General features: G+C 54.1%; 11 protein-coding genes. 7 read left to right on the forward strand and 4 right to left on the reverse strand.

Annotated features, from left to right (window positions below; genetic code table 11):
• The first annotated feature begins 3 nt into the window (after positions 1-3).
• The 4 genes from WB371_RS16995 (at position 4) to WB371_RS17010 (ending at position 4,048) form a co-directional block, all read left to right on the forward strand.
• Positions 4-324, forward strand: coding sequence for a PTS fructose-like transporter subunit IIB (locus WB371_RS16995; RefSeq protein ID WP_336221208.1), 321 nt, complete (start codon positions 4-6; stop codon positions 322-324).
• A 224-nt stretch (positions 325-548) separates the two neighbouring features.
• Positions 549-2,846 carry a formate C-acetyltransferase gene (locus WB371_RS17000; protein WP_336221209.1) on the forward strand — a complete coding sequence of 766 codons (2,298 nt, stop codon included), beginning with the start codon at positions 549-551 and terminating at the stop codon, positions 2,844-2,846.
• Positions 2,812-3,690: a [formate-C-acetyltransferase]-activating enzyme gene (locus WB371_RS17005; RefSeq protein WP_336221210.1), complete on the forward strand. Its 879-nt coding sequence runs from the start codon at positions 2,812-2,814 to the stop codon at positions 3,688-3,690. Before WB371_RS17000 ends, WB371_RS17005 begins: the two co-directional genes overlap by 35 nt.
• A gap of 1 nt (position 3,691) precedes the next feature.
• Complete coding sequence (locus WB371_RS17010) at positions 3,692-4,048, forward strand: PTS fructose-like transporter subunit IIB (RefSeq protein WP_336221211.1); 357 nt, start codon at positions 3,692-3,694, stop codon at positions 4,046-4,048.
• Here WB371_RS17010 and WB371_RS17015 read toward each other — a convergent pair.
• From WB371_RS17015 to argE, 4 genes are all read right to left on the reverse strand, one after another.
• Positions 4,035-4,886 (reverse strand): AraC family transcriptional regulator, encoded by an 852-nt coding sequence (locus tag WB371_RS17015; protein ID WP_336221212.1) that lies wholly within the window; start codon positions 4,884-4,886, stop codon positions 4,035-4,037. The two genes, WB371_RS17010 and WB371_RS17015, sit on opposite strands and share 14 nt — an antisense overlap.
• Before the next feature lie 414 nt (positions 4,887-5,300).
• Positions 5,301-7,034 (reverse strand): phosphoethanolamine transferase CptA, encoded by a 1,734-nt coding sequence (locus WB371_RS17020; RefSeq protein WP_336221213.1) that lies wholly within the window; start codon positions 7,032-7,034, stop codon positions 5,301-5,303.
• A gap of 207 nt (positions 7,035-7,241) precedes the next feature.
• Positions 7,242-9,893 (reverse strand): phosphoenolpyruvate carboxylase, encoded by a 2,652-nt coding sequence (ppc, locus tag WB371_RS17025; RefSeq protein ID WP_336221214.1) that lies wholly within the window; start codon positions 9,891-9,893, stop codon positions 7,242-7,244.
• A gap of 337 nt (positions 9,894-10,230) precedes the next feature.
• A complete protein-coding gene (argE, locus tag WB371_RS17030; protein ID WP_336221215.1) occupies positions 10,231-11,382 on the reverse strand; it encodes an acetylornithine deacetylase in 1,152 nt (383 codons plus the stop codon).
• 88 nt (positions 11,383-11,470) lie between these two features.
• On the opposite strand from argE, the gene argC reads away from it, so the two are divergent.
• From argC to argH, 3 genes are all read left to right on the forward strand, one after another.
• Positions 11,471-12,475: an N-acetyl-gamma-glutamyl-phosphate reductase gene (argC, locus tag WB371_RS17035; protein WP_336221216.1), complete on the forward strand. Its 1,005-nt coding sequence runs from the start codon at positions 11,471-11,473 to the stop codon at positions 12,473-12,475.
• 7 nt (positions 12,476-12,482) lie between these two features.
• On the forward strand, positions 12,483-13,259 hold the full coding sequence (argB, locus tag WB371_RS17040) for an acetylglutamate kinase (RefSeq protein ID WP_336221217.1): 777 nt from the start codon (positions 12,483-12,485) through the stop codon (positions 13,257-13,259).
• 111 nt (positions 13,260-13,370) lie between these two features.
• Positions 13,371-14,744 (forward strand): argininosuccinate lyase, encoded by a 1,374-nt coding sequence (gene argH, locus WB371_RS17045; protein WP_336221218.1) that lies wholly within the window; start codon positions 13,371-13,373, stop codon positions 14,742-14,744.
• The last annotated feature ends 64 nt before the right edge of the window (positions 14,745-14,808 follow it).

Genomic DNA, 14,808 nt, shown 5'->3' on the forward strand with positions numbered 1-14,808 from the left:
GCCATGACGAAAATTATCGCAGTAACCGCATGCCCTTCAGGCGTTGCACATACCTATATGGCCGCTGAGGCGCTGGAAAGCGCAGCAAAAGCAAAAGGCTGGGACGTAAAAGTGGAGACCCAGGGCTCGATTGGTCTGGAAAATGAATTAACGCCGGAGGATGTGAAAGACGCGGATATCGTGATTCTGACCAAAGATATCGGGATCAAATTTGAAGATCGCTTTGCCGGAAAGACCATCGTGCGCGTCAACATCAGTGATGCGGTAAAACGCGCCGACGCGATCATGAATAAGATTGGCGCGCATCTGGCGCAAACAGCGTAACCGCTTTGTTTGCCGGATGACGCTTCGCTTATCCGGCCTACGAATCAGAGCAAGTTTTAAGTTTAAGGGGAAATCTCATCAGGCGTCATCGTTGCAGGCAGTTTGAACACGGACAGCGCACAGGAACCCGAGCGTACAAGTAGTACGTGAGGGTTACGAGCACTGCCCAGGTTCAAAATGACAAATAAGATAGCCTGATAGGTTTGGCCCCACAGGAGTTCCTCATGACCACCCGTACCCATCGCTTAAAAGCGGCACTCTTCCAGAACAACCGTGAAATTTCACTTGAGCGTGCGCTGTTGTATACCGCCAGCCATCAGCAAACTGAAGGAGAGCCGGTCATTTTACGTCGGGCGAAAGCGACGGCGTATATCCTTGAGCATGTTGAGATTTCGATTCGTGATGAGGAACTGATCGCCGGTAACCGCACCATCAAACCCCGTGCGGGCATTATGTCTCCGGAAATGGATCCGTACTGGTTGTTGAAGGAGCTGGACCAGTTCCCGACCCGTCCCCAGGACCGTTTCGACATCAGCGAAGAAGATAAACGCCTCTATCGTGATGTGCTTTTCCCCTATTGGGAAAAACGCTCGATGAAGGATTTCATCAACGGTCAAATGACGGATGAGGTGAAAGCCGCTGTCAGTACCCAGATTTTTAGCGTTAACCAGACTGACAAAGGGCAGGGGCATATCATTATCGATTATCCCCATTTATTGAACCACGGGCTGGGCGAACTGGTATCACAGATGCGTGCGCACAGCGAGCGGCAGCCGGACAATCATTTCTATCAGGCGGCGTTACTGCTGCTTGAGGCCTCGCAGCGTCACATTCTGCGGTATGCCGTCCTGGCAGAAAAGATGGCGCAAGGGTGTCCGGATACGGGGCGGCGCCAGGAGTTACTGACCATTGCCGCCAACTCGCGGCATAACGCGCAGCATAAACCCCAGACTTTCTGGCAGGCGTGCCAGCTGTTCTGGTACATGAACATCATTCTGCAATATGAATCCAATGCCAGTTCGCTGTCGCTGGGGCGTTTTGACCAGTACATGCTGCCGTTTTACCAGGCATCACTGACGCAAGGCGAAGACCCGGCGTTCCTGAAAGAGTTGCTTGAGTCGCTGTGGGTGAAATGCAACGACATCGTGCTTCTGCGTTCAACGAGCAGCGCACGCTATTTTGCCGGGTTCCCGACGGGGTATACCGCACTGCTTGGCGGGCTGACAGAGAACGGGCGCAGCGCCGTCAACGTGCTTTCCTTCCTGTGCCTGGACGCTTACCAGAATGTACAACTGCCGCAGCCGAATCTGGGCGTGCGCACTAATGCGCTTATCGATACGCCATTCCTGATGAAAACCGCAGAAACCATTCGTCTCGGTACCGGGATCCCGCAAATCTTTAATGATGAAGTGGTTATTCCCGCGTTTCTGAACCGTGGCGTTTCGCTGGAGGACGCGCGTGATTATGCGGTCGTCGGGTGCGTGGAACTGTCTATCCCGGGCAGAACATATGGCCTGCATGACATCGCCATGTTCAATTTGCTGAAAGTGATGGAAATTTGTCTGCATGAAAACGAGGGGAATACTACCCTGAGTTATGAAGGATTACTGGCGCAGATCCGTGCCAAAATAAGCCATTACATCGCGCTGATGGTTGAAGGTAGCAATATTTGCGATATCGGCCACCGTGACTGGGCCCCTGTGCCTCTGCTCTCGTCCTTTATCAGCGATTGCCTGGACAAGGGGCGTGACATTACCGATGGCGGCGCACGCTATAATTTCTCCGGGGTGCAGGGGATTGGTATCGCCAACCTGAGTGACTCTTTGCATGCGCTTAATGGGTTGGTGTTTGAGCAAAAACGCCTGAGTTTCGATGAGTTACTTTCCGTATTGAAGGCCAATTTTGCCTCACCGGAGGGGGAGAAAGTTCGCGCCAGACTGATCAACCGCTTTGAAAAGTACGGTAACGACATTGATGATGTCGACAACATCAGCGCTGAGCTGCTGCGCCACTACTGCAAAGAGGTAGAAAAATACCAGAACCCGCGTGGTGGGCAGTTTACGCCTGGCTCTTATACCGTTTCCGCGCATGTGCCGCTGGGGGCGGTTGTCGGTGCGACGCCAGACGGGCGTTTCGCCGGGGAACAACTGGCGGACGGTGGACTCTCACCGATGCTCGGACAGGATATGCAGGGGCCGACGGCGGTACTGAAATCGGTCAGCAAGCTGGATAACACACTGCTGTCTAACGGGACCTTGCTGAACGTGAAATTCACGCCCGCGACGCTCGAAGGCGAAACAGGCTTACGTAAACTGGCTGATTTCTTGCGCGCGTTTACTCAACTTAAATTGCAGCATATTCAGTTTAACGTGGTAAACGCCGAAACGTTGCGTGAAGCGCAATTACGACCGCAGGATTTCGCCGGGCTGGTGGTTCGTGTAGCAGGGTATAGCGCCTTCTTTGTCGAGTTGTCGAAGGAGATTCAGGATGACATCATCCGCCGCACCGCACATCAGTTGTAAGGTTTTAGCGTCGCGCGATGAGGACGTCGCGCGGATTTTCAATATTCAACGCTATTCCCTGAATGACGGACAAGGTATTCGCACGGTGGTCTTTTTTAAAGGCTGCCCGCATACCTGCCCGTGGTGTGCGAACCCTGAGTCTCTCTCGCCGCGCATTGAGACGGTGCGGCGGCAAAGTAAATGCCTGCACTGCGCGCCGTGTTTGCGTGATGCCGACGAGTGTCCCTCCGGGGCGTTTGAACGGATTGGCCGTGATATCACCCTGGATGCGCTGGAACATGAGGTGATGAAAGATGATGTTTTCTTTCGCACCTCCGGCGGCGGCGTGACGCTGTCGGGCGGTGAGGTACTGATGCAGGCACCTTTCGCCACCCGGTTTTTACAGCGCATTCGTCGTTGGGGCGTCCACTGTGCGATTGAAACGGCGGGCGATGCTCCTGCCAGTCGCTTGCTGCCGCTGGCGAAAATGTGCGACGAAGTATTGTTTGATTTAAAAATCATGGACGCAGAGCAGGCTCATAAAATAGTGAATATGAATCTGCCGCGGGTTGTGGCGAATCTTAAGCTGCTGGTGGCGGAGGGAATCAACGTCATTCCCCGGTTACCGCTCATCCCCGGTTACACGCTTACGCATGAGAATATGCAGCGTTCGCTGGCATTACTCACATCGCTTGGGATCGGGCAGGTACACCTGCTGCCATTTCATTTGTATGGCGAACCGAAGTACCGTTTACTTGGGCAACAGTGGTCGATGAAGGATGTTCCCGCCCCTTCGGAAGACACAATGGCGCAATTTCGCATAATGGCTGAGAACGCGGGTTTCCAGGTGACCACAGGAGGTTAATATGACCGTATCATCGGGGCGATATCTGGTTGCGGTGACGGCCTGCGTAAGTGGTGTGGCGCATACTTACATGGCCGCTGAGCGACTGGAGAAGTTATGCCAGCAGGAAAAGTGGACCATCAAGATTGAAACCCAGGGCGCGCTCGGTATCGAGAATCGTTTAACCGATGAGGATATCAGCCGGGCGGATGCGGTACTGCTGATTACCGACATCGAACTGGCAGGCGCGGAGCGATTTATCCAATGCCGCTATGTTCAGTCGGGAATTAATGCTTTTCTGCGTGAGCCGCAGCGGGTGATGAGCGCGGTACGTAAGCTGCTTTCAGCTCCCCAGCATACCCATCTTATTCTGGAGTGATCTGCTTTTCCGTTAGCTGGCTGTGATACTGACGACGGTATTCCGACGGCGAACGCTCGGTGTTTTTTCGAAACAGGCGGCAAAAGTAATTGCTGTCCACAAATCCGCAGGTGTGAGCCACCTCCTTCACTTTTAAGTCATAGCCCTTCAACAGCGTTTTCGCATGTTCCAGCCGCGTATGGTTCAGGTATTCGTTAAAGCCAATAGCGCCTGTTTTTTGAAACAGATGCGAGAGATAGTTCGGTGAGATGTAAAACGCCTGCGCCACCGATTCACGGGTCAGAGGGGAGGCGTAACGTTCATCAATGTAACTGCGGATAGCCTCAAACAATGCCTGGCTGCGCGAGGCAGTTTGGATCTGGCTACCGAGGAGATCGCGGCAGTGGCTGAGCAGGCTGGCGACAATCAGCCGTGCCGTCTGCTGCTCCTGCGGCTGCATCTGCATTTCATTGAGCGTTTGCAGCAAAAAGGAGCCAATACGCGGACCACGGCGCGCAACGTGCTGTTTTGCCAGATTCTGGTACGTTTTTCCGTCCCACTGCACAATGCTGAATCCCAGTTGCTGTTTGCCAAACAGAATACTGAGCGTGGTCACCGGCGTTTGCCACTGCGGCAGGTTCCAGCCGCCCGCCGGAACATAGAGAACGTCGCCGGGCGTGAGTGTTGTGGAGACGCTGGCATCTGAAATTTCTCCCTCCAGGACGATTTCCAGGCGCGGAAAATCCACCTGATACGCCAGTTCTGGTGTGGGGGTAATGGTGCCGACAAAAAAAATCTGGCGCAGCGACGCCGGGCCGTTGATCAGGCGGGATAGAAGATGGCTGACGTCTTGATACATGATGATCCCTTGCTTTACGCAGACAGGGAAACAGTAACCGTCATGGTGAAAAAAGGCCACCCTAAAAGAGTGGCCTGAGATGGCTCATAAACGATGAGATGCCCGATGGCGCAAGCTTATCGGGCCTACAGAGAATGTATAACGTATTGATATTGCGATCTTATGTAGGCCGGATAAGGCGTCAGCCGCCATCCGGCGAAGACCTTCGCCGAGGCTTAGGCCACCCTAAAAGAGTGGCCTGAGATGGCTCATAAACGATGAGATGCCTGATGGCGCAAGCTTATCGGGCCTACAGAGAATGTATAACGTATTGATATTGTGATCTAATGTAGGCCGGATAAGGCGTCAGCCGCCATCCGGCGAAGACCTTCGCCGAGCATTAGGCCACCCTAAAAGAGTGGCCTGGACTGTGATTTATTGATTTCCGACCTGATCGCCATACGGCAAGCTGTCGTAATCAATCAGCGCATTTTTCTTATACGGGTTGCCAATCCAGCGCGTCACCTCTTTGAACTGCGGGCTGGTGACCGAACGCGTGGGATCGTAATCGTCGTAGGTCAGACCGGCTAAGTCTGACCAGGTGTGGATCAGCTCAGAACTGCTGTACTTACGATTCACATCCTGTGAGAAATCACGCGGATGGGCGGCCTGCCATTTCTCGGAAGTCCACAACAGGAACGGTACGGTATACATATGGCGCGTCGGGCTATCTTCGTTGCGGCCCTGCGTTTTATGCGGCGGTGTGTCATACACCTCTTCACCGTGATCGGAGAAATAGAGCAGGAAACCGTTTGGATCAGTGGCTTTATAGTCTTTAATCAGGCTCGCAACGACCTTGTCGTTATACAGGTTAGCGTTGTCGTAATCGTTATAGGACTCCAGCTCCTCCGCACTCAGGCCCGGCGGGACATGGTCGGTGTTGCCATCGAATTTGCCCTGGTCTTTCGGGTAACGGAATTCGTACTTAATGTGTGTACCCAGCAGATGAACAATGATGAACTTTTTCGGTGCCGGGTCAGCCAGGACTTCTTTAAAAGGCGCCAGCACATTAGTGTCATATTCGCGTGCGCTTTGCGTGCGCTGCTGGTTCATATAAAACTGCTCGTCTGTCTGCTTAGAGAAAACCGTCAGCATGGTATTACGGGCCGTCATTGTCTGCTGATTGGTGATCCAGAAGGTTTTATAGCCTGCCTGTTTCATCATGTTCATCAGCGACGGTTTTGTCAGATAGAGGTCCGGGTTCTTCTCATTTGCAAAGGTCAGCGCCTGCTGCAAAATTTCAATAGTGTAAGGACGCGAGGTGACGACGTTATTGAATACGGTCAGATTCGGGTCAGACTTATGCAACGCGTCCAGTTCGGGTGTGGTTTCACGCGGGTAGCCGTACAAACTCATGCGGCCACGCTGGGTGGATTCGCCGATCACCAGCACCAGTGTACGCGGCGCATCGCCGGAGTTGTCTTTAAAGTTAGCCAGTGGCGGCAGGGCATGGTTCTGGCTTAACAGGTTGTTAAGCGAGGTCAACTGGCGCTGATACTGATAATAGCCAATGACAAACTGCCACGGTGCTGCGGGTTCCATGCGCGAAGTAAGCCCACTTAGCGTTTTTTCATACGGCGAGTCGCCAAAGGCGGAACGTACGACAAACGGGTTCAGGATCAGACCATAGAGCAACGCAAACGAGACCAGCCAACGCCAGCGTCCGGGGATATAGACGGGGCGCAGTCGTGTCCAGAGAAACACGGCGACGACGGTATACGCCAGCGCGATGGCAATGATTTTCAGACTGAAATACTGGCTCAGGTATTCGCTGGCTTCATTGGCGTTGGTTTCAAACATCACAAAGAGGACGCTTTGCGAGAACTCTTGTCCATAAATGACGTAATAACATAGTGTTGCCAGAGACGTCGCCCACAGCACAATCCCGACCACTGCGGCAATAATCCGGGTCCGGCTGGGAAACAGGAAAATCGGAATCAGCCAAAGAGAGCTATAAAGCAGTGAATCACGCAGCCCGTTGGTGCCGCTGAATCCGGAAACTAAAATAATGACCTGCAGTAAGGAAGAGAAAAACCAGAAATAGAGAAGCGCCCAGCCAAGGGCTTTCCAGCTAAATGATGGCGTAGACTGGAGGGTTGTGGATTGCATAGTGTCAGCCTGTCTTTAAACGTGGTGCCAAACGTAGCGACTAAACCTTAAGAGAATCTGAAGCAATCACGGCAAAGGCACGAAGTTGCTCCGGATAAATCTTTCGGTAGGAAAATCAGACAGGAATATAGTGAAAGTGTACAAAATATGACAGAAATATTTCGATACCCCCCGAGCGAGCGCACGAGGGGGCATGAACGGGATACGTTAGCCGGTGTTACGCATCCCTGCCGCAATGCCGGCGATAGTAACCATCAGCGCCTGTTCAACGCGCGGATCGGGCTCTTTACCTTGTTCTTCCGTCAGACGCGAACGGTGTAACAACTCGGCCTGCAGGACGTTTAGCGGGTCGGTGTAGATATTCCGTAACTGGATAGATTCGGCAATCCACGGTAAATCCTCCATCAGATGGGAATCGTTGGCAATGGCCAGCACCACTTTGATGTCCTCTTCCAGCAGATCGCGCAACTCTTTCCCCAACGGCCACAGCTCTTTGGCAACCAGTCGCTGATCGTAGTATTCCGCCAGCCACAGATCCGCTTTCGAGAACACCATTTCCAGCATGCCGAGACGGGTAGAGAAGAACGGCCAGTCGCGGCACATCGCCTCCAGTTCGCTCTGTTTGCCATCTTCGACCACTTTTTGCAGCGCGGTGCCAGCACCCAGCCAGGCGGGCAGCATCAGGCGGTTCTGTGTCCAGGCAAAGATCCACGGAATGGCGCGCAGTGACTCGACGCCGCCCGTCGGACGACGTTTCGCCGGACGTGAACCGAGCGGCAATTTACCCAGCTCCTGCTCCGGCGTAGCGGAACGGAAGTACGGTACGAAGTCTTTGTTTTCACGCACGTAGCCACGGTACAAATCACAGGAGATGACGGAAAGCTCGTCCATGATATGGCGCCAGGCGTCTTTCGGCTCCGGCGGCGGCAGCAGGTTCGCTTCCAGAATCGCGCTGGTATACAGCGACAGACTGCTGACGGTCACTTCCGGCAGACCGTATTTGAAGCGGATCATTTCGCCCTGTTCGGTTACGCGCAGACCGCCTTTCAGACTGCCTGGCGGTTGTGACAACAGCGCGGCATGGGCCGGTGCGCCACCGCGACCGATGGAACCGCCACGACCGTGGAACAACGTCAGTTCGATACCGGCTTTCTCACAGGTTTTGATCAACGCATCTTGCGCCTGATACTGCGCCCAGGACGCGGCCATCACCCCGGCGTCTTTCGCCGAGTCGGAATAGCCAATCATCACCATCTGCTTGCCCTGAATCAGACCGCGATACCAGTCGATGTTCAGTAGTTGCGTCATCACATCGTCGGCATTGTTCAGGTCATCGAGCGTTTCGAACAGCGGGGCCACCGGCATAGCGAAGCCAATGCCGGCCTCTTTCAATAACAGATGCACAGCCAGCACGTCAGATGGCGTTTTCGCCATAGAGATAACGTAGGCGGCAATCGAGCCTTTCGGCGCTTCGGCGATAACTTTACAGGTATCAAGCACTTCACGGGTGTCGTTGCTCGGTTCCCAGTTGCGCGGCAGCAGCGGGCGTTTGGAGTTCAGTTCGCGGATCAGGAAGGCCTGTTTGTCCGCTTCTGACCAGCTTTCGTAATCCCCGATGCCGAGGTAGCGGGTCAGTTCACCCAGCGCTTCGGTGTGACGGGTGCTTTCCTGACGGATATCGATACGCACCAACGGGACACCGAAGCATTTCACGCGACGCAGGGTGTCGAGCAGTTCACCATTGGCGATAATGCCCATGCCGCAGGCTTGTAGCGACTGATAACAGGCGTACAACGGTTCCCACAACTGTTCGTTTTGCGTCAGCAGGCCAGCCGGTTTCGGCAGTTTTTCGCCTCTCAGACGCGCTTCCAGCCAGGCCTGCGTCGCCATCAGGCGAGTGCGCAGGTTTTTCATCAGGTAGCGATACGGTTCTGATGCGCCTTCTTCGCCTACCATTGCCAGCAGCTCTGGCGTCGCTTCAACCATCGACAGTTCAGAGACCAGAATCTGGATGTCTTTCAGGAACAGATCGGTCGCTTTCCAGCGGCTCAGCAGGAGAACGTGGCGAGTGATATCAGCCGTGACATTTGGGTTGCCGTCGCGGTCACCGCCCATCCACGAAGTAAAACGTACCGGAACGAAATCGACGGGTAACTGGTAACCGAGATTTTCTTCCAGTTGTTCGTTGAGTTCGCGCAAATAATTGGGGACGCCCTGCCACAGGCTGTTTTCAACTACTGCAAAGCCCCATTTGGCTTCATCCACAGGCGTTGGACGGATCTTGCGAATTTCATCGGTATGCCAGGACTGCGCAATTAGCTGGCGCAGGCGGCGCATGAGCTGGTGGCGTTCGTAATCGACAATATCTTTGTTATCAAGCTGTTTCAGGCAGGCGTTGATTTCACCCATTTTGTGGATCAGGGTGCGACGGGTAATTTCCGTCGGATGTGCGGTCAACACCAGTTCCAGCGACAAGGATTCCACCGCTTTTTTGATGGTGGCTTCGTTAAGTTCAGGCTGATTTTTCAGTTTGCGCAGGGTGCGGGCAATCACTTCCGGGTTGCTGGCGCCTTCGCCTTTTGGGGAAATACTGTGGTATTGCTCGGCGGTGTTGGCCAGGTTCAGGAACTGGCTAAACGCGCGTGCGACCGGCAGCAGCTCATCATTCGATAAATTCTGTAACGTAGTGAGCAACTCCTGGCGATTCGCTTCATTGCCAGCGCGTGAGGACTTGGACAGCTTACGGATTGTTTCTACGCGATCAAGAATGTTCTCTCCCAGCGCATCCTTGATGGTTTCTCCCAGCACTTTGCCGAGCATACTGACATTACTACGCAACGCGGAATATTGTTCGTTCATATTAACCCAGACACCCCATCTTTAATCTATGCGTCCTGTATCTTTCGCGCCACAGCGGCGTTGGCTGCGCTCGCCCACCCAGGTCACTTACTTATGTAAGCTCCCTGGGATGAGCTCGTTTGCCGCCTTGCTGTGACACGAAATCTTTCGGACTTTGTTTATTAGCCGTCTTTTATAAAGCCACGTAAAACCCGTGGCGTCAATTGCTGCGAAATCGCTTCAGCAAACGAATAAATGGCGACAATTTACGAAATTTAATTCACTTTGCAGCAGATAAGTATTACTTATGGAATTGTGACAAAAGTCACCCTCCAGTGTTACCGGAGAGTGATGAAGGTCAGTGCCAGCAAAAGTGATGCACAACCTGGGTGATTAATTCCCGGGTGGGTTTGATAAAACGCGTCTCAAGGTATTCATCCGGCTGGTGCGCCTGATTAATAGAACCTGGGCCCAGGACCAGCGTCGGACAAAGCGTCTGAATAAACGGCGCTTCGGTACAGTAGTTCACCACATCGGTTTTTTCTCCGAGTAGTTTTTCAACCACTTCAACCAACTGATGGTCCGGCGGGCATTCGTAGCCTGGAATAGGCGGATGGAGTTCAGAAACGGTCAGGCGGCCCGGCCAGCGCTCACTGACCGGTGCCAGCGCTTCCGTCAGCAGGCCATCCAGATCGCCCAGCGTCATCCCCGGCAGCGGACGGATATCCATATGCAGCTCGCAACAGGCGCATATGCGGTTTGACGCATCGCCACCGTGCAAACTGCCCAGATTCAGCGTCGGGTACGGCACGGTGAACGCGTCGTAGTGATAGCGCTCTTTCAGGGCGTCGCGCAGTTGTATGATGCGACCGATTGCGTCATGCATCAGCTCAATAGCGTTAACGCCGCGCGCCGGGTCGCTGGAGTGGCCGGACTGACCTAACACGCGTACCGCCGTCGAAATATGGCCTTTGTGCGCGCGAATGGGCTGCAATGACGTTGGTTCGCCGATGATGGCGCAGTCGGGACGAATCGCCGTGTTTTCCGAGAAATAGCGCGCCCCGGCCATGCTGGTCTCTTCGTCGGCGGTCGCCAGAATGTAGAGCGGTTTTTTCAGTTTGGTCACATCGACGTCGCGTAGCGCGTCGAGGATAAAAGCGAAGAAGCCTTTCATGTCCGCCGTGCCCAAACCATAGAGTTTGTTATCGTGTTCGGTCAGGGTGAAGGGATCGCGCGTCCAGCGCCCATCGTCAAACGGCACGGTATCGGTATGGCCCGTCAGCAGCAGCCCGCCCGCGCCTTGTCCGGTACTGGCGAGCAGATTGAATTTATTGCGCGTACCCGGGACCGGTTGAATCTCAACAGTGAACCCCAGATCGCTGAACCAACCCGCCAGCAGATTGATTAAAGACTCATTGCTCTGGTCCAGCGCTTCTTCGGTCGCGCTGATAGATGGTGTGGCAATCAGGGCGCGGTAAATCTCGATAAATGGCGGTAAGTTCATTTTCATTGTTGACACACCTTAGGTCGTGATAGTATCAATATTCATGCAATAAATGTGAATAAAAATACATTAACGTTGAGCATAAAGGAACCTGATGTTGAATACGCTGATTGTAGGCGCTAGCGGTTATGCGGGCGCAGAGCTTGTAAGCTACGTGAATCGCCACCCACACATGACCATAACCGCTTTGACCGTCTCAGCGCAAAGCAATGATGCAGGAAAGTTAATTTCTGATTTGCATCCGCAACTTAAGGGAATCGTCGATCTGCCGTTGCAGCCGATGTCCGATATCAGCGCGTTTACCGACGGCGTCGATGTGGTGTTTTTAGCCACCGCCCACGAAGTCAGCCATGACCTGGCGCCGCAATTTTTGGCTGCGGGTTGCGTGGTCTTCGACCTTTCCGGTGCCTTCCGTGTGAACGATGCCGGGTTCTATGAAAAATACTATGGCTTCACCCATCAGTATCCCGATCTGCTTGAACAAGCGGTTTACGGTCTGGCGGAGTGGAGCGCCGATAAACTGAAAGAAGCGAATCTGATTGCGGTGCCGGGGTGCTATCCCACGGCGGCACAGCTCTCTTTGAAGCCGCTGATCGATGCGGGACTGCTGTATTTGGCGCAATGGCCGGTGATTAACGCGACCAGCGGCGTCAGCGGTGCAGGGCGGAAAGCGGCGCTGTCGAACAGTTTCTGCGAAGTGAGCCTGCAACCGTATGGTGTGTTTACCCATCGTCATCAGCCGGAGATCGCGACGCATCTCGGCACTGAGGTGATTTTCACCCCACATCTGGGCAATTTTCCCCGTGGTATTCTGGAAACAATCACCTGCCGCCTCCAGGCTGGCGTGACGCACGAGCAGATCGCGCAGGTATTGCAGCAAGCGTACGGTGATAAACCGCTGGTGCGCCTGTATGACAAAGGCGTTCCGGCGCTGAAGAATGTTGTTGGGTTGCCGTTCTGCGATATCGGTTTCGCCGTACAGGGTGAACATTTGATTGTGGTGGCAACCGAAGATAACTTGTTGAAAGGTGCGGCGGCACAGGCAGTGCAGTGCGCCAATATCCGTTTCGGCTTTGCTGAAACGCAGTCTCTTATTTAAGGGTGCAATGATGAATCCATTAATTATCAAGCTGGGTGGCGTATTACTGGATAGCGAAGAGGCGCTGGCGCGTCTTTTTACCGCGCTGGTGAACTATCGTGAGTCGCATCAGCGTCCGCTGGTCATTGTGCACGGCGGCGGTTGTGTCGTTGATGAGCTGATGAAAGGGCTCAATTTGCCGGTGAAAAAGAAAAACGGCCTGCGCGTGACGCCTGCCGACCAGATCGACATCATCACTGGCGCGCTGGCGGGAACGGCAAATAAAACGCTGCTGGCCTGGGCGAAGAAACACCACATCGCCTCCGTAGGTCTGTACCTTGGCGATGGCGATAGCGTAAAAGTGACTCAGCTTGACGAAGAGCTCGGCCATGTCGGACTCGCGCAGCCGGGTTCGCCTAAGCTTATTAACACGCTGCTGGAAAATGGTTTTCTGCCGGTCGTCAGCTCGATTGGAGTGACGGAAGAAGGGCAGTTGATGAACGTGAACGCGGACCAGGCGGCGACGGCGCTGGCGGCAACGCTGGGTGCGGATCTGATTTTGCTTTCCGACGTGAGTGGTATTCTCGACGGTAAAGGGCAGCGCATTGCTGAAATGACCGCCGCGAAAGCGGAACAATTGATTGACCAGGGCATTATCACCGATGGCATGATTGTGAAGGTGAATGCCGCGCTGGATGCAGCGCGTACGCTGGGGCGTCCGGTGGATATCGCCTCCTGGCGTCACGCAGAGCAACTCCCGGCACTCTTTAACGGTATGCCGATCGGTACACGTATTCTGGCTTAATTCTTTTTGTGCCCGATGGCGGCTACGCCTTATCGGGCCTACGAAAACACAACCTGTAGGCCGGATTAGCGCAGCGCCATCCGGCAATTCAAGAAATTAAGGAAGCAAGTTATGGCACTTTGGGGTGGGCGTTTTACTCAGGCAGCAGATCAGCGGTTTAAACAGTTCAACGACTCGTTGCGCTTTGATTACCGTCTGGCGGAACAGGATATTGTTGGCTCTGTCGCCTGGTCCAAAGCGCTAGTCACCGTGGGCGTATTAACCGCTGACGAACAGCTTCAGCTTGAAGAGGCGCTTAATGTTCTGCTGGAAGAGGTACGTGCGAATCCTCAGCAAATCCTGGAAAGCGACGCAGAAGATATTCATAGCTGGGTGGAAAGTCGCCTTATCGATAAAGTGGGTCAGTTGGGTAAAAAGCTGCATACCGGGCGGAGCCGTAACGATCAGGTCGCGACTGATTTAAAACTGTGGTGCAAAGAGACGGTCACCGAACTGCTCACGGCGAACCGCCAGTTGCAAAGCGCGCTGGTTGAGACGGCGGATAACAACCAGGATGCGGTGATGCCGGGCTATACTCACCTGCAACGTGCGCAGCCCGTTACCTTTGCGCACTGGTGCCTGGCCTATGTCGAGATGCTCGCCCGTGACGAAAGCCGTTTGCAGGATGCGCTGAAACGTCTGGACGTCAGTCCGTTAGGCTGTGGTGCGCTGGCAGGAACAGCTTATGAAATCGATCGCGAACAACTGGCGGGCTGGCTGGGTTTTGCGTCAGCAACGCGTAACAGCCTGGACAGCGTGTCTGATCGCGATCATGTACTGGAACTGCTGTCCGACGCCTCTATCGGCATGGTTCACCTGTCGCGTTTTGCTGAAGATCTGATTTTCTTTAATACCGGTGAAGCGGGTTTTGTTGAGCTTTCTGACCGCGTGACTTCTGGTTCTTCGCTGATGCCGCAGAAGAAAAACCCGGATGCGCTGGAACTGATTCGTGGCAAATGTGGCCGCGTTCAGGGCGCGTTAACCGGTATGATGATGACGCTGAAAGGCTTACCACTGGCGTATAACAAAGATATGCAGGAAGACAAAGAGGGTCTGTTCGACGCCCTCGACACCTGGCTGGACTGCCTGCATATGGCCGCGCTGGTGCTGGACGGCATCCAGGTAAAACGTCCGCGCTGTCAGGAAGCGGCGCAACAGGGTTATGCCAACGCCACCGAACTGGCGGATTATCTGGTTGCGAAGGGCGTTCCGTTCCGTGAAGCACACCATATTGTCGGTGAAGCGGTCGTGGAGGCGATTCGTCAGGGGAAACCGCTGGAAGATCTACCGCTCGCCGATCTGCAAAAATTCAGCAATGTGATTGGTGATGATGTCTATCCGATCCTCGCGTTGCAGTCCTGTCTGGACAAGCGTGCGGCAAAAGGCGGCGTTTCGCCACAGCAGGTCGCACAAGCTATCAGCTATGCGAAAGCGCGTCTCGCCTGACGGCTATTCGGTTTGTAGGCCGGATAAGGCATCAGCCGCCATCCGGCAACAGGATTTAAGAGCC

The organism is Citrobacter amalonaticus (genome assembly GCF_037053465.1).
GTDB lineage: Bacteria > Pseudomonadota > Gammaproteobacteria > Enterobacterales > Enterobacteriaceae > Citrobacter_A > Citrobacter_A amalonaticus_H.

Excerpts from the sequence above, each read along its gene's own strand:
- WB371_RS16995 (WP_336221208.1), top strand. The coding sequence starts at position 4 with ATGACGAAAATTATCGCAGTAACCGCATGCCCTTCAGGCGTTGCACAT.
- WB371_RS17000 (WP_336221209.1), top strand. The coding sequence starts at position 549 with ATGACCACCCGTACCCATCGCTTAAAAGCGGCACTCTTCCAGAACAAC.
- WB371_RS17005 (WP_336221210.1), top strand. The coding sequence starts at position 2,812 with ATGACATCATCCGCCGCACCGCACATCAGTTGTAAGGTTTTAGCGTCG.
- WB371_RS17010 (WP_336221211.1), top strand. The coding sequence starts at position 3,692 with ATGACCGTATCATCGGGGCGATATCTGGTTGCGGTGACGGCCTGCGTA.
- WB371_RS17015 (WP_336221212.1), bottom strand. The coding sequence starts at position 4,886 with ATGTATCAAGACGTCAGCCATCTTCTATCCCGCCTGATCAACGGCCCG.
- WB371_RS17020 (WP_336221213.1), bottom strand. The coding sequence starts at position 7,034 with ATGCAATCCACAACCCTCCAGTCTACGCCATCATTTAGCTGGAAAGCC.
- ppc (WP_336221214.1), bottom strand. The coding sequence starts at position 9,893 with ATGAACGAACAATATTCCGCGTTGCGTAGTAATGTCAGTATGCTCGGC.
- argE (WP_336221215.1), bottom strand. The coding sequence starts at position 11,382 with ATGAAAATGAACTTACCGCCATTTATCGAGATTTACCGCGCCCTGATT.
- argC (WP_336221216.1), top strand. The coding sequence starts at position 11,471 with ATGTTGAATACGCTGATTGTAGGCGCTAGCGGTTATGCGGGCGCAGAG.
- argB (WP_336221217.1), top strand. The coding sequence starts at position 12,483 with ATGATGAATCCATTAATTATCAAGCTGGGTGGCGTATTACTGGATAGC.
- argH (WP_336221218.1), top strand. The coding sequence starts at position 13,371 with ATGGCACTTTGGGGTGGGCGTTTTACTCAGGCAGCAGATCAGCGGTTT.